The following is a 23434-nucleotide window of genomic DNA, read 5'->3' on the forward strand; positions in this document are numbered from 1 at the left end:
AAATGATTCTATGATTTCGTGTACCTTGCTTGAACTAGTTCACCGTGTCTATACGGCTATGCCGCGCCGAATCCCATTTCGCCCCTGGTCTATATTCGCCCAAAGCCCATTGTACTAGGAAAAAAAGAAGGCATCGCGCCTTCTCCGCAATGCCTTCTCAACTATTGAGAAAGAAAATATATCCTACAAATACAAAGAACAATCCATACATAATCGGGTGAACGTTTTTTCCTTCCCCTTTTAATAGCATAGTAATCGGGTAGAACATAAAGCCAAGGGCGATGCCGTTGGCAATGCTATACGTTAACGGCATGGCTACGGCGGTAAGAAAACAAGGAAGCGCAATTTCAATCCTATCCCATTCAATTAACCGAAGTGCCGAAGCCATAAGGAGCCCCACGATAATCAGTGCAGCTGCGATCACTTCTTCCGTCACAACGGTAAGCAAAGGGGAGAAAAATAATGAGACGAGAAAAAGAAGACTCGTAACAAGTGATGTAAAACCCGTACGCCCGCCTGATACTACCCCGGCTGTTGATTCAACGTAAGCCGTTGTCGTTGACGTTCCCAGCACGGCTCCCACCCAAGTGGCTGATGCATCGGATAAAAGAGCGCGGCCAGCGTTTGGCAATTGATTATTTTTGACAAAACCGGCTTTATTGGCTACGGCATAGAGTGTCCCTGCTGTATTAAAAAAGTCTACGAACAAAAACGTAAGAATGACAACTCCTAATTGCATGATGAGTTCCGAAGTCCATTCAACCTCTACTAAACTTGTGAATGCTACACCAAACGTAGGCTCGAGACTAGGAATGGTATCGACAATGGCGGAAGGCATTTCTATTAACCCAAAAGTTATCCCTGCGACAGCTGTTAAGAGAATGCCATAGAAAACGCTCCCGCGAACACCAATAACCATCAAAATGGTAGTCACCAGTAACCCAAAGACCGCAAGCAGCGTCGTTGGCTCCAGCATGTTCCCCATCTTTACAAACGTGGCTTCATCCGGTACGACGATCCCTGCGTTCTGAAAGCCGACAAACGCAATAAAAAGACCGATACCACTGGCAGAAGCATACTTCAATTCAGCAGGTATGGCGTTAATAATGACCTCGCGGATTTTCAAAAGAGTAATCACCGTGAGAATAATTCCTGAAGCAAAAACCCCGAAGAGCGCGATTTCCCAATCAATCCCCATCCCCAATACAACGGTATAGGCAAAGAAAGCATTAAGACCCATCCCTGGTGCTAGAGCAATGGGATATTTCCCCCAAAATGCCATAATGAGGGTGCCAATTGCCGCAGCAATGGCGGTGGCTGAAAACACAGCACCCCTGTCCATACCGGCATCACTGAGAATTTGTGGATTGACAAAAAGAATATAGGCCATGACTAAAAACGTCGTCAGACCCGCGACACTCTCTTTGCCATAATTGGTATTGTTTTCTTCAAAGCGGAAGTAATTCTTCAATGGTAAGCCTCCTGCAAAATGAGTATCGACGAAACGATCGGTGCTCTTCACTTAGACACAATCATTGATCATTCATGTTTTAACGACAATAATTGTATCGTTATCGGTGTTTTTATGTCAATAATATCCGAACAATATATGAATTCATTTGAATATTATTCGTTAATACATAGCCGTCTTGGAGTATTCGGCCCTTTTTATGACCATCACACATGTTTAAACATACACCCATAAGGAAAATGCAAAATTAAGAGTCACAAAAGAAGGGATGAATATCATGAGAGCTGTTACTTTTCAAGGGAAACATCGAATGGAAACGAAACAGGTCGAGGCTCCATCCATACAGCATGCAGATGATATGATTGTGCGCATTACTGCAAGCGGAATATGTGGTTCAGACTTACACCTTTACCACGGCGGGGTCGTGCCTGAAGAGGATTATGTCGTCGGTCATGAGCCGATGGGAATTGTTGAAGAAGTCGGTAAGGACGTACAAACGCTGAAAAAAGGCGACCGCGTGGTCATCCCTTTTAATGTCAGCTGCGGGGAATGTTTCTTTTGTAAGCAGCAAATGGAAAGCCAATGCGACAATTCAAATGCAAATCCGCATACAGATACCGGCGGACTTTTTGGATTCGCCGAAGGATTCGGAAATATTCCGGGCGGACAGGCAGAATATTTGCGTGTCCCTTATGCAGACGTAACCTCATTCAAGGTACCCGATCACAGCGAGCTCGAGGACGAAAGTGTACTATTTCTATCTGATGTTATTCCTACGGCTTATTGGAGTGTCGAACACGGGGAAGTTAAAAAAGAAGATACGGTTATTATTCTAGGCGCCGGTCCGATCGGCTTAATGGCGCAGAAATTCGCCTGGATGAAAGGAGCCAAACGTGTCATTGCCGTAGATCAAGTGGATCATCGGTTGGAGCATGCAAAAAGAACGAATCATGCGGAAACCTACAATTTCAAAAACAACCAAGAAATCGGTCAACTTCTTTATAATGACACCGACGGCGGCGCGGATGTAGTTATCGACTGTGTCGGTATGGACGGAACAGTGCCGGAGGGCGAAACATTCGGTTCTAACGAAGACAATCAATTTGGAACGATAAGACCGATCACGCTGGCCAGCGAATCCGTGCGCAAATTCGGTACCGTACAACTTACCGGTGTGTATGGGACCGAAGCAAACAACTTCCCGATTGGCGCCTTTTTCACTCGTAATGTCTCTATTCGTTCTGGACAAGCTCCTGTCGTTCACCTCATGCCAAAACTCTATGAGATGATCGAAAACAAAAAGTTCGATCCTACCGATATCATTACGCATAAAATGAATCTTGATGACGCTGGCAAAGCATACGATATTTTCGATAAAAAAGAAGACGGCAATATCAAGGCAATTTTGAAACCCTAAATCAAAAGGCCACCTCTCTAACAATCTGGCCCTTATATGCGATATTGGAGCTATCCCTCATTTGAGAAACTCGCCCTATTCATGAAGACTTGAATTCGAGGCATTCAACTAAAGATGACGCATTCCATTTGTCAAGTTCTTGAGCAAATGGAATGCGGAATAACATCAATTATTTATTTTCACCCTCACAATTAAATATATTAAAGATACTTAATATCGATATTTACAGCAAAAATAAATACTAATGAAGGACTTAATTTTGTTTTTGGGCGATTAAAACGTAAATAGAATCTGTTGGATAAAGTTTCTTACTTACTTCAAAACCTGCTTTATTTAATTCCTGTTCCAATTTGGATGAGGGTACTCTTGGGTGATTATGATTTGGATTTTCCTCTTCTTCTAATTCAACACATGCAAGGTAACCTTTTACTTTAAGCACTTGGTTGATTAACTGTAATGTCTCAGATAAAGGTTTTATTTCGTGAAGGACTAACGAAGCTAATACAATATCAATTGAATTGGCTGATAAGGGTACATCCTTCATTTCACCTTGAATTGTTCGAACATTTTCAAGTCCATCATTAGTAGCCTTAGAATATACAATTTTCAACATATTGGGGTCTATATCAAGTGCATAGACCATTCCATCCGTTAGTTTAGCAGCCGGTATCGTTAAGAAACCTGTCCCAGCCCCTATATCTAAAATATTATCGTTATTATTAATAGGGAGTAGTTTCAGTTGCTGTTCTGGAGGGAACTCCTCTCTTCTCTTCAAGCTGTCTAGAAACCCTACCTTTTTTTTGAAATGGTCCATATGATTTGGCTTATCATTCTTTTTCATATTCATATAAATTCTCCTTTTAATTAGAAACCGGGTGGAATGGAATAGCTTTAATTAGAAGGTTTCCTCAACCAAAGCTGCATTGACCCCTATTGCAGCTTTGCTACCTTCCGCGGCCGCAATAATTAATTGAGAAGGGGCAATTATGGAGGTATCGCCACATGCAAACACTCCTTCAACATTGGTGCGACCTATACCATCCGTTTTAATTGCGCCCTGATTGTTAAATTCACACCCTAGTACCTCGCCTATTGATGACGATTGTTCCAATTCCGGTACGATAAATCCTCCCTCACGTGAAAGGGTGGTCCCATCTTCAAATGAGATATTTTTCAAATAACCATTATCACCAATTAATGAAGAGATCTTTTGTTCGTAAATTTTAATTCCTTTCTTTTTTAAAACGTTTTTTTCATCAATGGATAAAATTTGACTTCCATTAGTACTGACAATCAGGTCGTTGGTCCAGTTATATACAACCTTTGCCATATGAAAAGCGCGAGAATTTTCCGCAATCACGGCTAAGGGGCGGTCTCTTAATTCCCACCCATCACAGAAGGGGCAACTAAAGATACTGATCCCATAAAAATAATTGATACGGTTTATATCTGGTAATTTTTCTTTAAGCCCAGTTGCTAAGACAACTTTCTTGGCTTTATAGACCTCTTCGTCATCTGTTTCAATCATAAATAACTGATCCTTTTTAGTTACGTTTATAACCCGTTGTCTCTTGATTTCAACATCTGGGTATTTATCTAGTTCTTCGCTAGCTATTCCTCTTAACTCTTTAGGATTTATTCCATCTCTAGTTATAAAACCGTGTGATTCATTTGTTACGGAATTTCTAGGTTTATTATCATCGAATAATACTGTATTTCGTCTAGATCTTCCTAGAACTAGGGAAGCGTTTAATCCAGCAGGGCCTCCTCCAATTACGGCACAATCTAATATCATTCCATCAGCTCCTTTAAGTTGCTTTTCCTTTTATATTGTTAATGCACTTTTCTTCCATGTTATTGGCGATGTCGATGAGAAATTTATTATCGAGGTCGTCTTTCATGTTTTGTTCAGCCTCTGTCATCACATTTTCAATCATGCAACCTTCGTTATGATCCATGGAGCAATTAAATAAATTGGAATCTCCCTCAACTGTTTTTATTACATCTAGAAATGAGATTTCATCTTTAGGTTTAGAAACTTTATATCCTCCCTTAACCCCTGGTGTTGATTCAATTAACCCACCTTTAGCAAGTTTAGTTAATATCTTTGAAAGATAGGTTGGTGAAAGGTTTTGCATTTCTGCCAAGCTTTGAACACCTATCGTACTTCTTTTAGGTAAGGTAATTAAATACACCATTGTATGCAATGCGTAATTAGTGGCTTTTGAGTATTTCATGATTTCCCCCTATTTCATATAATAAAAGATATTAAGGATTTTCGTTATCCTTAATTACTTAATAGCTTAGCACCCCCTGGTAAATGTGTCAACGGTGATGCTTTAAAGATCACTAATCATTCTTAATTAGCCTTATTAAGTAACCATAACACTGAACTGACGTTTGTAACGAGTGCTAATTAGGGATCATCTCGAATTCGAGTCTTCCAGATAATGGACCGTTTGTATTATAATCTTATATCACTTTCCCCATAAGAATCCCTTTAGACAAAGCATACCAAAAGGGAATAAATTCTCAATTTTTTTATAAGCATCGTGACTTAAAAATGTATTATTTTTACAAACGTCGCAACTTTAAACTCACAATAAAAATATTCCCTACCAAATAAATTTGGTAGGGAACCATATTTTTTTAACTTATTTTATCCTTACTACACTTGGCTCAATCCCTTTATATAGGCGTTCCCTTTTTTTCAAATTAGGTTAGCTTTTTATTCCCACTCAATGGTGGAAGGTGGTTTTGATGTAATATCATATACGACGCGATTCACCTGTGGTACTTCGTTTACGATCCGCGTAGAGATCCTCTCTAATACTTCATGAGGAATACGAGCCCAATCAGAAGTCATGCCGTCAATAGACGTCACCGCTCGAACACCAACGGTATAGTCATATGTTCGATTATCGCCCATAACCCCTACGCTTCGCATATCTGGAAGTGCCGTGAAAAACTGCCAAATTTCCTTATCAAGACCTGCCTTTTGCAAGACATCATGCAAAACGGCATCTGATTCACGGACGATTTCTAACTTTTCTTCAGTGATTTCCCCAAGCACTCGAATTCCTAGTCCTGGGCCTGGGAACGGCTGACGCCAAACGAAGCTCTCTGGTAAACCAAGTTCAGTGCCTAACTCGCGAACCTCATCTTTAAACAGTGTATTTAACGGTTCAATGAGATCCAGGTTCATCTCTTCTGGCAGCCCCCCCACATTATGGTGGGATTTAATCGTTTCAGCAGTTGCTGTTCCGCTCTCAATCACATCCGTATAGAGAGTGCCTTGGGCGAGGAAATCCATATTTTCTAGTTTCGCTGATTCTTCTTCAAATAAATAAATAAACTCATTTCCGATGATTTTACGTTTTTGTTCTGGATCTGTTACACCGCTTAATTTCGATAGAAAACGTTCAGAAGCGTCGATTTTTACGACGTTAATATCAAATTTACCTTCGAACATTTCCATAACTTGCGTACCTTCATTTTTGCGCAGCAGACCATGATCGATGAACATACAAGTCAGTTGGTCGCCGATGGCACGGTGAACGAGCATGGCGGTTACAGATGAATCCACCCCACCGCTCAACGCGCACAGGACATGGCGATCCCCGACGTTTGTGCGAATTTTTTCCACTTCTAATTCAATGAAGTTTTCCATCGTCCATTCGCCCTTGCATTGGCAAATTTCATAGGCAAAGTTTTTAAGCAAATTGTTCCCATGCTCTGTATGGCGTACTTCCGGGTGGAACTGAACGCCATACAGGTTAGCTTCTTCATTACTCATGGCTGCTACAGGACATGTAGGGTTGGTTCCATCCACTTGAAAACCTTTCGGGGGTTCTACGATTAAATCTCCGTGACTCATCCATACCGATTGCTCCGCCGGCAAATCTTTGAGCAGTTTCGATGGATTTTTCAACGAAAAAGTTGCTTTTCCGTATTCACGGTGATGGGCCTCTTCAACTTTTCCGCCAAAATGATGAGTCAACAGCTGCATCCCGTAACAGATCCCAAGAATCGGTACATCAAGATCAAAGATGGCAGGATCACAATTTGGTGCGTCCTCAACATAAGCACTGTTTGGGCCACCTGAGAAGATGATCCCTTTTAAATCAAGGGCTTTTAATTCTTCCGCACTTACCGTATTCGGATAAAGTTCGCTGTATACGCCTAAGTCACGGATTCTACGTGTAATCAATTGATTGTATTGTCCACCAAAATCAAGGACAGCAATCGTTTCATTTATTTCTTCATTCATTCACGGCACCTCGTCCATATATACTCACGCTCAGATGATAACGCCATTATTTTACCAGTATAGGTATGGCCGGTCAATGCGCGCAACGGCGCTAGTGGTTTCTCGAAATTTTATCTAAAAGTTTCAGCCAACGTCTTTGTGTACCTTCAGGTACGTGCTCCAGCTGATGATTTCCATAATAAAGATCTTCATAAAGATTCGTTAACGTACGCATTTCATCGGTATTGAAGCGGGCATCCACTCGTTTGGCAAATTCAGTCGGTGTCTCATTCCCCGCTTTTTTCAGGCCGATCCAGTTTAAATACCAGATCAATGACTCATAGGCGCGTACATAGGTCGATGTGTCATGCATACCTTGGTAGCGCCTGCGCATCCACGTCGTGATCATTTTTCCTCGTAAACGATAAGCCATCACGCTAGCGAATATTAATCCTACGCCTCCGAGGATTCCAAGCCACCAAAATGAAAATGAAGATGGATCATCATCGTCCTCAGAAGCGGAGGCAGATACTTCTTCACTCTCTTCTTCATCCGGAACCTGGTCTTCCATATCCTGTTGAAATTCTTGATCAAATTCAGGGTCTTCACTTGCCTCTCCCTCATCAAAATCTGCCATTTCATACTCAGCAGCATTGGAAAAGCCTGGCGTTGGCTCAAACGGTACCCAGCCTACATCTGAAAAATAAACCTCCACCCAGGAATGCGCATTGGAATTCGTCACTTCATACTCCGTATACCCATTTTCATCAACTTCTCCTGCTTCCCCAGGTGTGAATCCTTTCACCCAACGCGTAGGGATATCAAGAGTTCGAAGCATCACAGCCATAGACGTCGAGAAGTTATCACAATAGCCGATCTGGGTTTCAAACAAAAATTGATCGACATAGTCCTCTCCTTCATCGGGAACAGGAATGTCATGAGTATCATAGTCAAAATCAGGCCCTGTAAGAAACCGTTCAATCGCACGCACCCGATCATAACGATTCTCTTCATCTTCGACAATCTCTTCTGCCAATTGGCCAACCCGCTCTGGAAGATCATCCGGAAGTTGCAGATAAGAATGATAATCTGAAGGATCCTCACGATCGTAATCCGGGTGATCCGCTTCCTGCATGATTTCAACGGGGAATTCTGCGGTTTCATACGTAAGCGTCACCTCATCTGGACGAGCAATGCCCTCCTCCCCGTTTGCATAGGAGCGACCGGTTGCACCTTCAACCTGAAGCATATAGGGTTCCCCATTTTCTGCCGCCACTGCTTGAAGAGCACCCTGACTGAACAGAAGATCCCCTGAAAATTGCTCGTTAAAGCTAACGTGTGCTTCAGAGGTTCTTGTCCTTGTCTCGTCCTCATACAAAAACACACGCTCACTCGTTTCATCAGATTCAACCGATTCCCACCCATGTCCAGTGTATTCATGTTTCGATTCACCACGCCAATAACCAGAAGTCTCTGCCCGCGCAGTAAACACTTCCGTCTCATCCATTTCAAACCCGCCGCCCAGTTGTTCATCATGATCTCCATAGCCGATACGGCGAACGTCATCACCTGAGGATCCCCATCCTTCTGGGCCAAAACCGGCAGCTTCTTCAATAACGGGAAGAGGATCCGGCCATTGCTGAGAATACTTAGGTGCCTGCCAACCAATTGCGATTGATAAAGTCATAACTGAAACTGCGACGAAAAGAAAGCGTCCCCATTGCCGTAGTCGTACATTTGGGTACCGAAACGTAAACCTGGACATATGGAGGATGGAAAAAAGAAGAAAACCAATAGCGACGACACGGATGATCGCCCCTATTCCATCAAAAGAGGTAAACGCATCTAACGCCCCAATATAAATGACTGTCAACACAAAGAAAAAGAATATTCGTTTGGCATAGACGATCCAATAGAACATCAGATAACTCACCATCGAAAGCAATAACAACATGAGGAAACTTCGGTATAAGTCACCTAATTGCAGCCATTCACCACTAAATAAAAGCCCCGTCTCCTGCCACAATTCTGTTACAAAAAGGCTCCACCAATCGATGGATACATACGTTCCCGGCATAAAAATGACATTCAAACTATACGTTATGGTCACTACAAACAAAAGAAAACGTACGATTAAAGGCATCGGTATGGCTTGGATGAGGAAAAAGACTGCCGTAACAACAAGAAACATGAAAACAAAGCCCGTCTCTGTAACCTCCGGCAGCGGTAACATCCACTCTGCAAGCAGTAAATAAGCGAGTACATATGCGAAAGCATGTTGTGGATGATTTATAAATGACGTTTCCTGTTGTGAGATGCTCCTTCACTCCTTCCCGCTTGCGTTGGCATCGCGTATGCTTTCACACCCATTTGCTTCAATTGCAGGTGAGCTGCTTCCTGATCGCTATATAAAACAAGTACATCCCCTTGCTGCTGTTCCATTTGCCTGATTTCTTTCAACGTTGTAGCATTCATTTGCGGAGCGATGAACACAATGGTTTGTAAAAAGTTGAAGGTTTGCGGAAAAGGCGTCGTTTCCTCAAGTGTCACAGGTTGCAAGCGGGCAAGTGCATTCATCACCTGGCGGAGTTGAGAACGGTCTCTTCCTTTTGATGTGACATACGTTCCGCCCCCTATACTGGCAAAATTGATCATGGCATTTTGCTCATAGCTTCCGTTTACAACAGCTGCCGCCCATTCCACTGCTGCCTCAAACCGGCCTTCATCACTCGTACGAGCATCAAACAGGATGGTAAAGCCCTTGCCTTCTTCCGTATCAAATTCCTTTGTCGCAAGTTTCCCAAGACGTGCAGACACTTTCCAATCAATGCTCGACAAACGATCACCCGTAACGTACTCCCGGACACTTGAAAAATCACTCGTCTCTTCATGACTTGCCCGTTGCAAGCCGGCACCGTCCGTTCGCAATTTTCTGCTGCGGTTATTGATCAATTGGAATGGCAGCGCAGGTACCCGTGGGTACACAAGCACTTCACTCGGAGCAGGGAGTTGTTTTTCCTTTTCCCAAAAACCAAAAGGGTCTCCGGTCTCCACATACGCATGGGTATACGAATAACCCCCGCGTTTCTCGGCTTTCACGAGGTAACTGTACTCTTTTTCTCTTGAAATAACCATCGTAAAAAAAGCCCCGGGATGGCTCTCCAGGCGTAAACCTTCGGGAACGATGTCCTGTATACCGAGAAATAATAGCGGCCACGGCCTTTTTTTTCGAATGCGAATGGTTACTTTTGCCGTCTCCCCATAAGCCAAATGTCGATTGGAAATCGAGCGCTCTATACTCAACCAACGCAAAGGAAAAATGACAAATAGCAAACCGATCAATAATAGAATTGACACACTATAGAATAGAAACCAACTAACAAACCCTCCTTGAACCATGACATAAACAAAGAGAGCAGCAGCGAATAACAACACACCAAAGACGCGAAGACCTTTGGCAATTATGGCTTGCCAACCGGTGCTCATGTCACAATATCCTTTCGTGTCGAAGGAACCGAAATACGAGTGAGCATGCGCTGAATCATCTTATCGTCTTGGCCTTTCGGACCAAGCACGTCTGCTTCGAGAACCAGGCGATGCCCAAGCGTATACGGGGCGACCCTTTTTACATCATCCGGACGGACATACGAAGATCCCTGTATATACGCATACGCTTGCGCAGCACGCATAAGGGCGATAGAACCTCTAGGGCTCACCCCTAATTCAACTCGATCAAGGTTTCGGGTTTCCCGGACGATAGCGACAATGTATTGCTTGACTGCATCACTGACAAACACTTCTTTTACTTCCATTTTCATTCGTTGAATATCTTCTACTTCGACGACCGGGGTAAGCTGATCAACAGGATGACCGTGCTCCATGCGATCCAACATATCAATTTCTTCATGCCATTCGGGATACCCAAGCTGGATACGAAACAAAAAGCGATCCAATTGCGCCTCCGGGAGAGGATATGTTCCTCCATGTTCAATTGGGTTTTGCGTGGCCATGACAAAAAATGGATCAAATAACTGATACGTGCAGCCGTCAACCGTTACATTTCCTTCCTCTAATGCTTCGAGCAAAGCTGATTGTGTTTTTGGAGAAGTACGGTTCACCTCATCAGCGAGCAAAATATTACTCATAACAGGACCAGGGCGAAACTCAAACTCTTTTGTGTGTTGATTATATATCGAAACCCCTGTTACATCCGAAGGAAGTAGATCGGGTGTAAATTGTATTCGTTTGAAATCCAAGCCAGTCGCACGTGCAATGGCCCTCACGAGCATCGTCTTTCCCACGCCCGGAACATCTTCAATCAGCACGTGACCACCGGCAAGCAGTGCGGTGATCGTCAACGTCACCGCCTCACGCTTCCCAACAACCACATTTTCTACTGTATCAATAATCTGACGTATCATTTCAGAATGATGATTCAAGTTGTGATCCCCCTCCATCCATCGTACCCCTATCATAACATTTAAAGTCTAGGAACCCATGAAAACGAAATAATTTTTACCTGCTAATAAAAAACAGCAGAGCGAAATAACGCTCTACTGTCACACTCATTAACAGAAGGAATCTTTTGATTTGGGTACCGATAAACCGAATAACGGTCGTAAATAGAGAGCCAGGAATGTTCCTCCGAGCGCCATAATTCCCCAAATGTAGCCATGAGCACTAAAGGAGGCAATGCCGCTGAAATAAGCACCGATATTGCAGCCAAAAGCAAGACGTGCGCCGTATCCCATCAGTAATCCACCAATGACGGAAGCAGCTGCGTTTCCGGGCTTGATTTTCGTGAATTTAAAAAGTCCACCGGCTGCCGAAGCGAGAAAGGCTCCCAAAATGACACCGAAGTTTAATACCGTTGTTGTATCAGCAAAGATAGAAGCTTCCAGGGCTGCTTCATCGCCTTGCCAAAATCCCCAGCTTGCTACATCAAAACCAAGGGAGTCTGCCACTTGAGATCCCCAAAGCGTAAAAGCATACGTCACTCCCCACGGGCTTTCGCTCGTAAGCAACGTTAACGCATTAAGAACCGCCAATACAATCGCTGCAGCAAATAGCGGCCATGAACCGCGCAAGATTCTTTTCCATCCAGATGCGGAAGGCTTTTCCGCCTCTTTCGGGGGATTCTTTTTTCTTTCAATGACTTTCGTTAGCCAGGCGATCAATCCAAAAATGGCAAGTGAGACGATGAGAGCACCGCCATAGCCCAGCCCCGTAGAGGTAGCTAAAGAAAAAGGTTCTGCTGATGGCATATCTTCCACCCAGAAATCAAAATGGGCAGCGCCAATCGTTGTACCGATAATAAAAAAGAGCAAAGTAATAAACATCACGGAACGTCCGCCGCCTACAGCGTAAAGTGTCCCCGAGGCACACCCGCCGCCGAGTTGCATACCGATCCCAAAGAGAAAAGCACCGACGAGCAAACTAACACCAACCGGGGAAACCAACCCGGATGCCTCACCGCCAAAAAAGGCAAAACCTGTCGCCAAAATTGGGGCGAATAAGGCACAAGCAACCGCAAGCATCAACATATGTGCCCGCAGCGACTGTCCGTTTCCAACGGAAGCTAAGCGCCTAAACGCCGAAGTAAACCCAAAACGAGCATGAAAAAGTGTATATCCAAGCCCAACTCCAATAATAAGGAGTAGAGGTTGAACAATATGTTGAGTCACAAGAAGAAAAATGGCTAAAGCCATTGTGACGATCAAAGCACCGATGATTAACTTCGTCTGTGGTGAGTTAAGCTCAGGTGAACGTTTGACGACGGATTGTTGTTCTCCGATAGGTTGAGCATATGTCGCCATTTTCACTACACCTCTATTTCTTATTGATTTAATCAGGATTTATATATAATAATGGATGATAATAAAGATGTCAACCCTATCTATCGTAGCACCTCTTTTTCAACAACGATTCCCGGGCAAAATATGTTCCCCGCACGATGCTAAGTGCTCCGATAACAACCCTTGTACCGATTTGAATGTATTCTAATCATTCTATCTTAATTGATGCAATGCCAGTGAACCAACCCAAATCTATTAGTCTATAAGAGGATGTTCAAAAAGTGTATGCCTTATATGTTGAAAGCCCCTATTTTTTTATCTCTTTCGGTCCGAGAATCATTGCGACCATACCCATGAAACCATAAGTTACGAAAGTAAAAGAAAATCCAACAAGATCAATAAACATACCTGCAAATAAGGAGCCTATGACTTGCCCGACAGCGAGAAGTAAAAAGGGTGTACCGATCCCTAAAGAGGCATTGGTAATAAACACCCTTATTCCCCAGACCATTAACACGCCTGTAATAAAAATATAGGAGATCCCAAATAAAGCGGCTGAAATGTAAGCCACAGGCCATTGTTCTGGAAGCCACGCAAGAAATAAAGAAGCAGTACCAATGACGAGACTCGCCCATTTGTAAGCGAAGGGAAGTCCGAAGCGTTCAATGAGCGATCCAGAAAAACCACCTAATATTCCAAAGAGACCGATGATGATCCAAAACAGAGATAGCTGCCAGTCGCTATAAGAGCTCGTCGATCCGATAAAATCGATGGAGAAGGTCCAAAAAGCCGCCGTGGATATTCCAAGAGTAGTCGAGCAAATGATTAAAGGTATGGCACCCTCCACTCCTTTGAAAGAGAACTTCCCCTTATCAAAGGTTACGTAAGGGTTAGAGCCGATCCGAGGGATTACTTTTGCATTCCATATGAATGCAAGGAGCGCAATAAAAGCATAGATAAGATAGGTTAACCGCCAGTCTGAGGCAAGGACAAGCGCTCCTGCTCCTGAAAGAGCAAGACCAATGCTGGTACCGGAATTAATCCAAGTGTTGGCTTTCCCTTGTTTTTTCTCTTCAATCCAAAGCGAAATCGCTCCCCCGTATGGCGGCGACACAAGACCTGTACTTCCGCCAGCAAACAGGACCCCTAATCCTAAGAGCCACACATTCGGCGATACCCCCATGATTAATAACCCAATAAAAGCGGAAGCTCCAGCAGCAAGAATCATGACACGCGGTCCCTTATCGGTCGTTAAAATAAGCGTAGAGAAAATAATGGCAAAGCAATAAGCGATATAGAAAAGCGAAGAGATGACACCTGAAATCGATGGGGACATTTCCAGATCTTGACTGATATTTGGAAGCAACAATCCGTAACTAAATCTTGCGAGTCCATAGGTAACGGCAATCATTGTAATTCCTGGAAGAACCAACCTTGAAAACTTCATGATATCCTCTCCACCTCACATTAATATATAGAACGACCTTTATACCTTCGGTGTGAAAAAATTACGATGGCGGATAAACGATCCTCCTCTTTGCCATCGCATCGCGTATTCCATCGCTTTTTCTGTTTCAATCGATGTTACCTTCATGGAAGCAGTAGACTAAAATCATGAGCCCGCTCATGATGATATCTTCTCCACTTCATCTTAATATATAGAACGACCTTTATATTTATAGTGTGAAAAATTACGATGGCGAGTAAACGATTTTCTTTGCCATCGCCATAGAGTATTCCGTCGCTTTTTCTGCCCCCATCAATGTTGTCATCGATGTTGTTCCCTCAAGCAGTAGTGTAAAATAATGGGCCAAGTCATTGGAATTGTCTTCGCCAATTCGTTTGGCCAACGTTTGGAAATAACGCAACAGTCTTGACTTGTGCGAACGAGCAATATTTTCAATATCATTATTGGTCCCCGCATAATCTTCAATCGCTCGTAAAAACATATCCCCTTGATAGGACTCTTCTTCTAGCCATTTTCCATGGGCTTTGACGGCAAAAAGAAAAGGAGTTTCGTACTCTTCTTGCACAAGAGCATCCAAATACGACCAATATCTTTCTTCTCTTTGCTTTAAAACCTCCTCAACGAGATGTTCTTTAGAGGAAAAATGATTATAAAGCGTCATGGTCGCTACATCTGCTTCACGAATAATTTGCTTCAGACCAACGCCCCGAAATCCATGTTCATAAAATAGTCTTTCTGCCGCATTTAAAAGAGCCACTTTTTTTACTGATGTATTCATACCATTCCCCTTATATAGAACGACCTTTATATCTTAAAGTAACATTTTTTATTTTTATGATCAATGAACCTGACATATATTTGCACTTAAAAATACTTTTTACTCCATAATAATGTTAAGGTGTTCGGATCCAGCATACTTTCCCATAATAGGAAAAACCTTCTTGAACCTTAAATAAGCGGCAGCAAAAGCTAACCGCTGTTTTTTGAGTCATTGATCTTCAACCGTGTCGTTGTATAAAATGATTCGTGCAATACTACATGAAACTATTCTTTTGTTATTAAATTATTCCTTCCTAAGCCTCTCATATAATGTGTACGCTGCAAGAAGCTTTCTATGTGCAGGTGGTGCTGTTTTACTTGCAGATCTGGCCACTTTCCTATCGGTGTTCCAACTGGCGAACAATTTCCTTGCCGATCTCCAGGGAGGCGGTGGCAGCCGGTGATGGCGCGTTACATACGTGTAGGCTTCTTTTTCCCCGAATGATTATAAAGTCGTCAATGAGTTTTCCATCATTCGATAACGCTTGTGCCCTCACCCCTGCCGGTGCGGGAGTGAGATCATCTGCCTCGATCTCAGGGATAAGGGTTTGCAGACTTTTGACAAATTTTTGTTTACTGAAAGAACGTGCCAACTCGCCCAGGCCTATTTTAAAATATTGGCGGGCAATTTTTCTGAATCCTTCGTAGGTGAGTACTTCTGTAGTATCTCGAACACTGATATCTTTTTTCAAGTACCCTTCCCTTTTTAAGCCAGGCACCGCATTTGGACCAGCTTCCACCTCTCCATTAATCATCCTCGTGAAGTGTACCCCTAGAAACGGAAATTCAGGATTCGGGACCGGATATACGAGATTTTTCACGAGATAGCGGCTTTCCGGCTTTAACTTGTAATATTCGCCTCTAAAAGGCACGATTTTGACGTCCATATAATACCCTGATAGACGGGCGATACGGTCGCTTTGCAAGCCCGCACAGTTGATCAATACCTTACCCTCAAATGAACCCTCGTTCGTATCTACCCAAATTGAATGATTCTTTTCCTTGATCGCACATACTTCTGTGCTTAATTGAAGGTCACCCCCTTGCTGCTGATGCAGGGAAGCCAATTCTTTTGCTACCGTTGTAAAATTCACAATACTTGCGCTTGGGACCTTAAGGGCACCGACACCTTGAGTATAAGGCTCAATATCCGTTAACTCCTTTTGATCCAGCCTGCGAACCGCCAGTCCGTTTTTCATCCCCCTGTCATACAATTGATTCATCACAGGGATTTCTTCTTCAGACGTAGCAACGATCACTTTTCCACATTCATCATAAGGAATCTGCTGCTTGTCACAAAAATCTTTCATCGATTGATTACCAGAAGCAGCAAGTCTTGCCTTTAAACTTCCCGGCCGATAATAAATGCCTGAATGTATAACACCGCTGTTATGACCCGTTTGATGGGCGGCGACTTCTTCTTCCTTTTCCAACAAGAGGACGCTGGCATTCGGGTATTGGTCATAAATAGCTTTACTTGTGGCCAGCCCAACGATGCCAGCACCGATGATAATATAGTCATACATGTTACAACCCCCTTGAAATTTGAGCCCGGCTCTTATCGAACCGAGCTCTCCAGCTTAACGAAAGTTTTCCACGACAATTTTTCCAATCGTCTTACCACTTTCAATTTTTTCATGGGCCTGCCGCAAGTTTTTAGCGTTAATCGGTTCGCTACGATCGGTCAACGTCGTGCGAATCTTGCCCTCATCCACAAGCTTACGAACCTCATTTAGAAGACGGTGCTGCTCAATCATATCTTCTGTTTCATACATCGCGCGCGTAAACATAAATTCATAGGAAAACGTAACGCTTTTATTTTTGAGAACATTGAGGTCCTTTTGCTCAGCAGATTCGATGCTGACAATGTGTCCTTGAGGGGCAATAACGTTCCCCATGTTCTCCCAATGTTGATCAGTTTGATTGATGCAAAAAATATAATCCACATTGGCATCTAATTGCGCCATAAAATCATCATGATGATTGATCGTTGCATCCGCGCCATGGTCTTTAACCCAATCCTCTGATTCTTTTCTGGAAGCTGTTCCGATCACATAAAGACCCGCCCACTTCGCAAGTTGGGTTGCAATCGAACCAACCCCGCCGGCAGCACCAATAATAAGAATGCTCTTGTCCTTGTTGTCAGCAGCATCTGTTGATAACCTCATCCTTTCAAACAGCGCTTCCCAGGCGGTTATGGTCGTGAGGGGCAAAGCTGCCGCTTCTGCAAAATCAAGGGTTTCCGGTTTTTTTCCGACGATACGTTCATCTACCAAGTGCTTTTCACTATTTCCACCTGACCTTATTACACTTCCTGCATAATAGACTTCATCGCCTACTTCAAATCGTTCTACATCGCTGCCGACTTCTTCAACGACACCCGCGACATCCCAGCCAATGATCTTAGGCGTTGATTCGTCCTTATTACCACCTTGGCGTATTTTTGTATCAACGGGATTAACAGAGATCGCTTTTACTCGCACGAGTAAATCTTTTCCTGCTGCTTTCGGCTCATCAACTTCTACATCTTGTAAGCTTTTCTCATCTGTAATCGGGAGACTTTGATAGAATCCAACAGCTTTCATGTCTTTCACTCCTCTTCAGTCGTTTCTTCTAGTATAAAGGTTAAAGATCTATGATGACAGTCTCAAAAAATGTTTGTGATAAACAATGGGTTGAGTTACAATAGCAGGGTTATCATTTTAATGAAGAAGAAGGTTTGACATCATGAATTTTCGCGTATATGTTCTTGCCGTATCTGCATTCGTTGTTGGAATGGTTGAACTCATTATCGGTGGAATATTGCCTTTGATCGCGGAGGATTTGCAAGTGTCTGTGGCTGCTGCAGGTCAGCTCATCACCGTATTTGCCCTCGTGTTTGCCGTTTCTGGACCTGTATTGTTATCGTTAACATCAAAAATCGAACGAAAAAAACTATATTTATGGTCACTCACTTGTTTTTTCATCGCCAATCTTCTCGCCTTTGTAAGCCCAAATTACGAGATACTCATAGCCGTTCGCGTATTCACAGCGATGAGTGCTTCTCTTATTATCGTCTTGTCGCTCACAATTGCTCCTAAAATTGTCGATCATGCGTATCGATCCCGGAGTATCGGCATTGTCACAATGGGAGTGAGTTCCTCGTTGGTATTAGGCGTTCCTATCGGTGTTCTGATTGGGGAGGCTTTCAATTGGCGTATTCTCTTTTTATTGATTGCTTTGTTAACACTCGTGGCAGGCTTGATCATCTATTATTTTCTAGAACCTATTCCCCCTGGACGTGTAACGTCCATACGCCAGCAGATTTCATCCTTGCGCAGTCAAAAAATCTTTACGGCGCACATCGTCACTTTACTTATTCTTGCAGGACATTACACGCTGTACGGATATTTTGCGCCGTTTTTGCAAACGACGATGGATTTAGAACCGTTTTGGGTTAGTGTGGCCTTTTTCGTATTCGGAATTTCTGCTGTGACCGGGGGCGGCGTAGGTGGATGGATCACCGATCGGTTCGGACCGCAAAAAACCGTCCTCACATTTACGATATTGTTCGCAGTGATTCTTTTCGTTCTCCCGTGGTCTACCTATTCATATTTCATCTTTCCATTCGCGCTTGTCATATGGGGAATGTTAAGTTGGTCGATTGCACCCGCGCAACAAAGCTATCTCATTCAAACAGCACCAGAGACGTCCGACATTCAACAAAGTGTAAACACTTCTGCCCTGCAATTCGGAATCGCGACTGGATCAGCTTTCGGGGGGGTGGTCGTACAGCAATCAACGGTTGTGGCCACCTCGTGGGCAGGAGGGGTTCTTGTCATCATTGCCCTTGGCTTTGCCATTTTTTCATTTCGGAAACCGGCACAACAAATGGATCCACTAGGGCAGGAGTAAGCTCCTCCCTATTATGATCCTCCGAACCGATGCCCTTGAACCGGCTTATCCTTTTATTCTCTCCCTGCTTTTAAGCAAATGACCATTTTCGTTCCTATCCCCGGCGTACTTTCAACATCAATCGTTCCTCCGTGAAGGTCCACAATTTTTCGCACGATCGCAAGCCCAAGACCTGTGCTTTCTTTTCCAGGTGTACGTGCCTCGTCTGCCTGATAAAACCGGGTAAAGACTTTTTCCACTTCCGAAGGCTGCATACCAATGCCGCTGTCTTCAATGGACACCGTAACGAGATCTTCTTTCTTTTCTTCCATATGAATACGAATTTGACCACCGCTCTCGCTAAACTTAATCGCATTTGTAATCACATTTATCCATACTTGATAAAGTAGATTTTCGTCTCCGGTAATAGGTTCAGGATTCCCTTCCATTTCAATATATAACTCTTTTTCCTGCCACTGATAGGCTAGCGATTGGATGATTTCTTTAATTTGCTCACGAACGTCAACCGACTGTTCTTTTGCAATTTTATCTTCATTGTCTAATGACGCGAGTGTGAGTAATTGCTTGCTTAATGATGAAAGGCGTCCGCTTTCTTTCTCGATCATTTGCAGATATTTCTTCTTTTGTTCTTCATCTAACCCGGGTTGTTGCAATGATTGCGTTATGCCTTTTATCGTCGTAAGCGGAGATTGAATCTCGTGCGAAACATTCGATACGAATTCTTGACGCATGGCCTCCAACTGCCGGAGGTCTTTGCTCATCGATGTAAAATGCTTTGCCAGTTGCCCAATTTCATCTTTTCTCCTGACATTCAGTGCAATATTAAACGATCCACTGGCAATTTTTTTCGTGGCCTCTGTTAAGGAAACAATCGGCTTAACAATTCGTCGAGCCGTTAAAGCCACAAACAGAAAACTTAAAATGACGGTCAAAATCACAAGCATGGCCAGAAAGAAACGAAACTCCCCGAGTTGCTGCTCGTGATCAGGTCGAATAAAAAGAGCTGCTGTTCCTTCCCCGGATTCTACCGGAACCCCGACTGTATTTTCCAAAGCATTATGAAAAAAGCCTGTATTAAATAAACCGGCCCTATGCTCGGCGACTCCATCATATTGACGACCTGCCAGCACTTGATCAATCGCTTCTTCCGGCAATGTTCCCTCTCGAAATGCCCGCCCAAATTGATTTATATTTCCCGTATCATCAATGACCACGATTTGATAACCAAGAGAGCCGATATGGGTTAAATACTCGTGGTCGTTGTTTCCAACATTATTTTCCATATAATGCTGGACCTCTTCCGCTGTCGCTGCGATCTTCTCATCATTGATCGGTTTTAAATACAGTTGAAAGTAAACATTGCTCGCAATAAAAGCGAGCAAACTGCTCAGGATCATAACCGTGAATGTGATCAAAACGATTCGCACATAAAATGACTTCAATGTTAAACCTCCACTTTATAACCAACCCCACGAATCGTTCGAATCGTTAGGGAATCTGTAACTTTAGAGAATCGCTCCCGCAGCCGTTTTATATGAACATCAATGGTACGGTCGTCACCGCTGAAATCACTTCCCCAGATCAGTTCAATTAACATTTCACGCGTAAAGGTCTGGTTGGGAAAACTGGCAATCTGTGCAAGCAATTCAAACTCCTTCATCGGAAGCATCATCGTTTTACCTTTGCATTCGACTTCATAGCTTTTGCGATCAATGGTGATATCCCCAAGAGTGATGATTTCCTGGTTCACCATTCGAAAACGACGTAACAACGCTTTAATTCTAAAGATCAACTCTTTACGTTCAAATGGCTTCGTTACATAATCATCCGTCCCTGCCGCAAAACCTTTCGCCTTATCTTCCATTTGCCCCTTTGCGGTTAACATGAGCACAGGGATGTCATAATCTGATCGTATTTCTTTACATAGCTCGTACCCATTGACGTTTGGCATCATCACATCGACAATCGCCAAATGAATCGTATGTTCTTCAAGAACGTTTAAGGCTATTTTCCCATCTTCGGCTTGAAAAACCTGATAACCTTCGTTTTCAAGATCATCGCTCACAAACTCACGTAAATGAGCATCATCATCAGCTAATAATAACGAAATCATAACCATCGCCTCCTCTCTTCATTATGTCTGCACAACCATACATTTAGCAAAAAATAATAATGAATAGAACATTTGTTCGTGATTTTATGTTATACTCTAAGAAAGTAGCTTCGCCTATTTTGAGGGGAGAGGATGAAATGAAACAAAATGAAGGATTGTCGCAAATATTAACAAAAGTTCGAGAGGTTAGTATAGTAGTAGAAAAACTTAGGATTGAAGTAGGGAACGTCAAGGAAGAACAGAAACATATGCAAGAAGAGCAACAATTGATCAAAAATGACCTGAACACCGTGAAAGAAGAGCTCAACACCTTTAAAGAAGAAGCTGAGCTTCGTTTTAAGCAACTAGAACATCTGGGTAGAGAAATTAACACAACATCAAAAAACATTGCCAAAAACCAAGAAAGGCAAGAAGATGTTTTTAACTTATTATCGCACCGCCCCATTGAGCTTGAAGTTCAATTTATAAAAGTAAGGTAAAGCCCACTTTAGTAAATCACCCCCAGGGGTAAACACCATCGGATCCGACTTTTATCGACAAAATAAATTTCACGCGGGATTGCTGATTAAAGTGGTCACCATTTGGCGCTCCCGTTGAATACCAGCCCCTGACTTTGAGCTCAGGGAACTACCTCAGGATTAAAAAAGCTGCAACCTCTATATAAAGGTTGCAGTTCTTATTCGTATTAAGCTTTTTCAACCACATAAGCTTTTTTCTCTCGGAAGTATTTCTCACCATCTTCAGAAGAATGCTCAAAAAATCCTTCAAACTCATGGGTAACCTTATATTCTCGTTCAGGTTCTGTAAAAAGCTGGTTGGCGTTCGTAGATAGAACAACAGCGTCAGTCGTACTTACAAAACTATCGAGTTCATGCGCTTTGTAATGTTCCCCTATCTTTAATGTGTTCAGTCCTGGCTTGGACATAGATAATCCTCCTTATGAAAGTTTGTTAGAAATGGAATTTCCCGTTCATTTGTTTAGTAAAACAAGAATGAGATGATCAGATGTTGATCTTCCATGTATCTAGGAGCATAGGGGAAGTAGATCTTTTTACGTCTGAATCTAAGGATCACCTTCGATTTTTTTCCATTGCTTATTGCCTTGAATGACTCCTGCTATAATCCCAATGATCGGCAGGACTCCTAGCATGGAAATCATCCAGATCGTTGTGTATGGTTCATTCATCAAGACATTGACTGGGGAAAGGCTTCCGCCAATGACAAAGGCAATCATCGTAAACCGATTGACCGTAAGGTTCACCTCATCCGGTTGCTCATTCCCCCATCCCGGCATGTTTACAGGAATGTTACACTTCCACCCCGCGATACCGAGTGTAATAAAGAGAGCACCAATCAATACCTGAATCAATACATCCATGATAGCTGCTGGTAATAGCTCCATGTTCACAAATAAAAAGAAAAAATGTATAAATAACAGCATGCCGCCAATACTTGCCTTGAGAGTGATCATATATTTCTTTACTTTTTTCGCCTTTTCGATATTTTCGTCAGAGGGAACTTCGTAATCATAAGTCGTTTGTAGAGCGTTATGAATCATAAGCTTCTTCACGCCATTAAGTAGCACTAACTCGAATAGTAACATCCCTAAAATCAGCCATGCAGCGGCAACCTTTGGCACATAATTTCCAAGATCTCCATCACCGTTCATATGGATAACCATTTGACCTGGAAGCAACGGATACAGCAAAGCGGTTGCGATAATGGTAACCATAAATAGTACCACCATCCATTTGTCACTCTTATCAAAAAATGAGTAGACCTGCATACGAAAATCCCCTCTTCGTATCTATAAACGTTATTAATGTAACATGAATCCATCTTTTTAAGCCAGCCGAAACAAAAGCAACGTAGGCACAAACGATCATTAGAAGAAGCACAAACTGAGACGGGGTCTTCCTAACTTAAGTGAGAACTTCACGCTGGTATTCCTCCCTTGGGCCGAGAAATTCCAACTCCGCACTGGCCCCCTCCCTGCAGACAGAAATTCCTAACTTTGCACAAGAGATTCCCAACTTGGGCCTGGAACGCCCTAACTTTCCTGCGGTCCTTCCCAACTTGGGCCGAGTGATTCCCAACTCCGCACTGCCCCCTCCCTGCAGACAGAAATTCCGGTGTCGGGGCAAATTTTCAGCAAGGTCTGCTACCACCTTATGTTCCTTACGTTTCCTTCGTCTTCGTATATGCTAT

General features: G+C 43.1%; 20 protein-coding genes. 3 read left to right on the forward strand and 17 right to left on the reverse strand.

Going from position 1 to position 23434, the window contains the following annotated elements; translation table 11 throughout:
• Positions 1-157: 157 nt before the first annotated feature.
• Positions 158-1471: an NCS2 family permease gene (locus HNR44_RS14045; protein WP_184404953.1), complete on the reverse strand. Its 1314-nt coding sequence runs from the start codon at positions 1469-1471 to the stop codon at positions 158-160.
• A gap of 277 nt (positions 1472-1748) precedes the next feature.
• On the opposite strand from HNR44_RS14045, the gene HNR44_RS14050 reads away from it, so the two are divergent.
• Positions 1749-2888: an alcohol dehydrogenase catalytic domain-containing protein gene (locus HNR44_RS14050; protein WP_184404954.1), complete on the forward strand. Its 1140-nt coding sequence runs from the start codon at positions 1749-1751 to the stop codon at positions 2886-2888.
• Positions 2889-3141: 253 nt separating this feature from the next.
• Here HNR44_RS14050 and HNR44_RS14055 read toward each other — a convergent pair whose 3' ends face one another.
• The 12 genes from HNR44_RS14055 to HNR44_RS14110 all read right to left on the reverse strand — a co-directional run bounded on the left by HNR44_RS14055 (position 3142) and on the right by HNR44_RS14110 (position 17804).
• Positions 3142-3735: a class I SAM-dependent methyltransferase gene (locus HNR44_RS14055; protein WP_246407460.1), complete on the reverse strand. Its 594-nt coding sequence runs from the start codon at positions 3733-3735 to the stop codon at positions 3142-3144.
• A gap of 48 nt (positions 3736-3783) precedes the next feature.
• Positions 3784-4683, reverse strand: coding sequence for an NAD(P)/FAD-dependent oxidoreductase (locus HNR44_RS14060; protein WP_184404955.1), 900 nt, complete (start codon positions 4681-4683; stop codon positions 3784-3786).
• Positions 4684-4696: 13 nt separating this feature from the next.
• The gene (locus tag HNR44_RS14065; RefSeq protein WP_184404956.1) at positions 4697-5125 is read right to left on the reverse strand and encodes an Rrf2 family transcriptional regulator; all 429 of its coding nucleotides are present in this window, start codon (positions 5123-5125) and stop codon (positions 4697-4699) included.
• A gap of 491 nt (positions 5126-5616) precedes the next feature.
• The gene (guaA, locus tag HNR44_RS14070; RefSeq protein ID WP_184404957.1) at positions 5617-7158 is read right to left on the reverse strand and encodes a glutamine-hydrolyzing GMP synthase; all 1542 of its coding nucleotides are present in this window, start codon (positions 7156-7158) and stop codon (positions 5617-5619) included.
• 91 nt (positions 7159-7249) lie between these two features.
• The gene (locus HNR44_RS14075; protein WP_184404958.1) at positions 7250-9328 is read right to left on the reverse strand and encodes a transglutaminase domain-containing protein; all 2079 of its coding nucleotides are present in this window, start codon (positions 9326-9328) and stop codon (positions 7250-7252) included.
• A 98-nt stretch (positions 9329-9426) separates the two neighbouring features.
• Positions 9427-10623, reverse strand: coding sequence for a DUF58 domain-containing protein (locus HNR44_RS14080; protein ID WP_184404959.1), 1197 nt, complete (start codon positions 10621-10623; stop codon positions 9427-9429).
• The gene (locus HNR44_RS14085; protein ID WP_184404960.1) at positions 10620-11594 is read right to left on the reverse strand and encodes an AAA family ATPase; all 975 of its coding nucleotides are present in this window, start codon (positions 11592-11594) and stop codon (positions 10620-10622) included. The genes HNR44_RS14080 and HNR44_RS14085 overlap by 4 nt, the downstream gene beginning before the upstream one ends.
• A gap of 111 nt (positions 11595-11705) precedes the next feature.
• Entirely contained in the window at positions 11706-12953 is a 1248-nt protein-coding gene (locus HNR44_RS14090) for a YeeE/YedE family protein (protein WP_184404961.1), read from the reverse strand.
• Positions 12954-13239: 286 nt separating this feature from the next.
• Positions 13240-14379 carry an MFS transporter gene (locus HNR44_RS14095; protein WP_184404962.1) on the reverse strand — a complete coding sequence of 380 codons (1140 nt, stop codon included), beginning with the start codon at positions 14377-14379 and terminating at the stop codon, positions 13240-13242.
• A 244-nt stretch (positions 14380-14623) separates the two neighbouring features.
• Positions 14624-15178 carry a TetR/AcrR family transcriptional regulator gene (locus tag HNR44_RS14100; protein WP_184404963.1) on the reverse strand — a complete coding sequence of 185 codons (555 nt, stop codon included), beginning with the start codon at positions 15176-15178 and terminating at the stop codon, positions 14624-14626.
• A gap of 379 nt (positions 15179-15557) precedes the next feature.
• Positions 15558-16745, reverse strand: a complete 1188-nt coding sequence (lhgO, locus tag HNR44_RS14105) for an L-2-hydroxyglutarate oxidase (protein WP_184404964.1) — start codon at positions 16743-16745, stop codon at positions 15558-15560.
• Between the two features lie 54 nt (positions 16746-16799).
• Positions 16800-17804 carry a zinc-binding alcohol dehydrogenase family protein gene (locus HNR44_RS14110; RefSeq protein WP_184404965.1) on the reverse strand — a complete coding sequence of 335 codons (1005 nt, stop codon included), beginning with the start codon at positions 17802-17804 and terminating at the stop codon, positions 16800-16802.
• Between the two features lie 142 nt (positions 17805-17946).
• Here HNR44_RS14110 and HNR44_RS14115 point away from each other — a divergent pair, with 142 nt between their 5' ends.
• Positions 17947-19113, forward strand: a complete 1167-nt coding sequence (locus tag HNR44_RS14115; protein ID WP_184404966.1) for an MFS transporter — start codon at positions 17947-17949, stop codon at positions 19111-19113.
• 53 nt (positions 19114-19166) lie between these two features.
• Here the strand turns inward: HNR44_RS14115 and HNR44_RS14120 are convergent, their stop codons facing one another.
• Both HNR44_RS14120 and HNR44_RS14125 read right to left on the reverse strand, forming a co-directional pair.
• Entirely contained in the window at positions 19167-20555 is a 1389-nt protein-coding gene (locus HNR44_RS14120; protein ID WP_184404967.1) for a sensor histidine kinase, read from the reverse strand.
• A gap of 2 nt (positions 20556-20557) precedes the next feature.
• Complete coding sequence (locus tag HNR44_RS14125) at positions 20558-21232, reverse strand: response regulator transcription factor (RefSeq protein ID WP_184404968.1); 675 nt, start codon at positions 21230-21232, stop codon at positions 20558-20560.
• A gap of 131 nt (positions 21233-21363) precedes the next feature.
• Here HNR44_RS14125 and HNR44_RS14130 point away from each other — a divergent pair, with 131 nt between their 5' ends.
• Entirely contained in the window at positions 21364-21705 is a 342-nt protein-coding gene (locus HNR44_RS14130) for a hypothetical protein (RefSeq protein ID WP_184404969.1), read from the forward strand.
• 206 nt (positions 21706-21911) lie between these two features.
• Here the strand turns inward: HNR44_RS14130 and HNR44_RS14135 are convergent, their stop codons facing one another.
• Together HNR44_RS14135 and HNR44_RS14140 are read right to left on the reverse strand one after the other, a co-directional pair.
• Complete coding sequence (locus HNR44_RS14135; RefSeq protein WP_184404970.1) at positions 21912-22151, reverse strand: P-loop NTPase family protein; 240 nt, start codon at positions 22149-22151, stop codon at positions 21912-21914.
• A 138-nt stretch (positions 22152-22289) separates the two neighbouring features.
• A complete protein-coding gene (locus tag HNR44_RS14140) occupies positions 22290-23012 on the reverse strand; it encodes a DUF1648 domain-containing protein (RefSeq protein ID WP_184404971.1) in 723 nt (240 codons plus the stop codon).
• Positions 23013-23434: the final 422 nt, after the last annotated feature.

The sequence above is a fragment of the Geomicrobium halophilum genome (assembly GCF_014207655.1).
Taxonomy (GTDB): Bacteria; Bacillota; Bacilli; order Bacillales; family Marinococcaceae; genus Geomicrobium; species Geomicrobium halophilum.

Excerpts from the sequence above, each read along its gene's own strand:
- HNR44_RS14050 (WP_184404954.1), top strand. The coding sequence starts at position 1,749 with ATGAGAGCTGTTACTTTTCAAGGGAAACATCGAATGGAAACGAAACAG.
- HNR44_RS14055 (WP_246407460.1), bottom strand. The coding sequence starts at position 3,735 with ATGAATATGAAAAAGAATGATAAGCCAAATCATATGGACCATTTCAAA.
- HNR44_RS14060 (WP_184404955.1), bottom strand. The coding sequence starts at position 4,683 with ATGATATTAGATTGTGCCGTAATTGGAGGAGGCCCTGCTGGATTAAAC.
- HNR44_RS14065 (WP_184404956.1), bottom strand. The coding sequence starts at position 5,125 with ATGAAATACTCAAAAGCCACTAATTACGCATTGCATACAATGGTGTAT.
- guaA (WP_184404957.1), bottom strand. The coding sequence starts at position 7,158 with ATGAATGAAGAAATAAATGAAACGATTGCTGTCCTTGATTTTGGTGGA.
- HNR44_RS14075 (WP_184404958.1), bottom strand. The coding sequence starts at position 9,328 with ATGTTTCTTGTTGTTACGGCAGTCTTTTTCCTCATCCAAGCCATACCG.
- HNR44_RS14080 (WP_184404959.1), bottom strand. The coding sequence starts at position 10,623 with ATGAGCACCGGTTGGCAAGCCATAATTGCCAAAGGTCTTCGCGTCTTT.
- HNR44_RS14085 (WP_184404960.1), bottom strand. The coding sequence starts at position 11,594 with ATGGAGGGGGATCACAACTTGAATCATCATTCTGAAATGATACGTCAG.
- HNR44_RS14090 (WP_184404961.1), bottom strand. The coding sequence starts at position 12,953 with ATGGCGACATATGCTCAACCTATCGGAGAACAACAATCCGTCGTCAAA.
- HNR44_RS14095 (WP_184404962.1), bottom strand. The coding sequence starts at position 14,379 with ATGAAGTTTTCAAGGTTGGTTCTTCCAGGAATTACAATGATTGCCGTT.
- HNR44_RS14100 (WP_184404963.1), bottom strand. The coding sequence starts at position 15,178 with ATGAATACATCAGTAAAAAAAGTGGCTCTTTTAAATGCGGCAGAAAGA.
- lhgO (WP_184404964.1), bottom strand. The coding sequence starts at position 16,745 with ATGTATGACTATATTATCATCGGTGCTGGCATCGTTGGGCTGGCCACA.
- HNR44_RS14110 (WP_184404965.1), bottom strand. The coding sequence starts at position 17,804 with ATGAAAGCTGTTGGATTCTATCAAAGTCTCCCGATTACAGATGAGAAA.
- HNR44_RS14115 (WP_184404966.1), top strand. The coding sequence starts at position 17,947 with ATGAATTTTCGCGTATATGTTCTTGCCGTATCTGCATTCGTTGTTGGA.
- HNR44_RS14125 (WP_184404968.1), bottom strand. The coding sequence starts at position 21,232 with ATGGTTATGATTTCGTTATTATTAGCTGATGATGATGCTCATTTACGT.
- HNR44_RS14130 (WP_184404969.1), top strand. The coding sequence starts at position 21,364 with ATGAAACAAAATGAAGGATTGTCGCAAATATTAACAAAAGTTCGAGAG.
- HNR44_RS14135 (WP_184404970.1), bottom strand. The coding sequence starts at position 22,151 with ATGTCCAAGCCAGGACTGAACACATTAAAGATAGGGGAACATTACAAA.
- HNR44_RS14140 (WP_184404971.1), bottom strand. The coding sequence starts at position 23,012 with ATGCAGGTCTACTCATTTTTTGATAAGAGTGACAAATGGATGGTGGTA.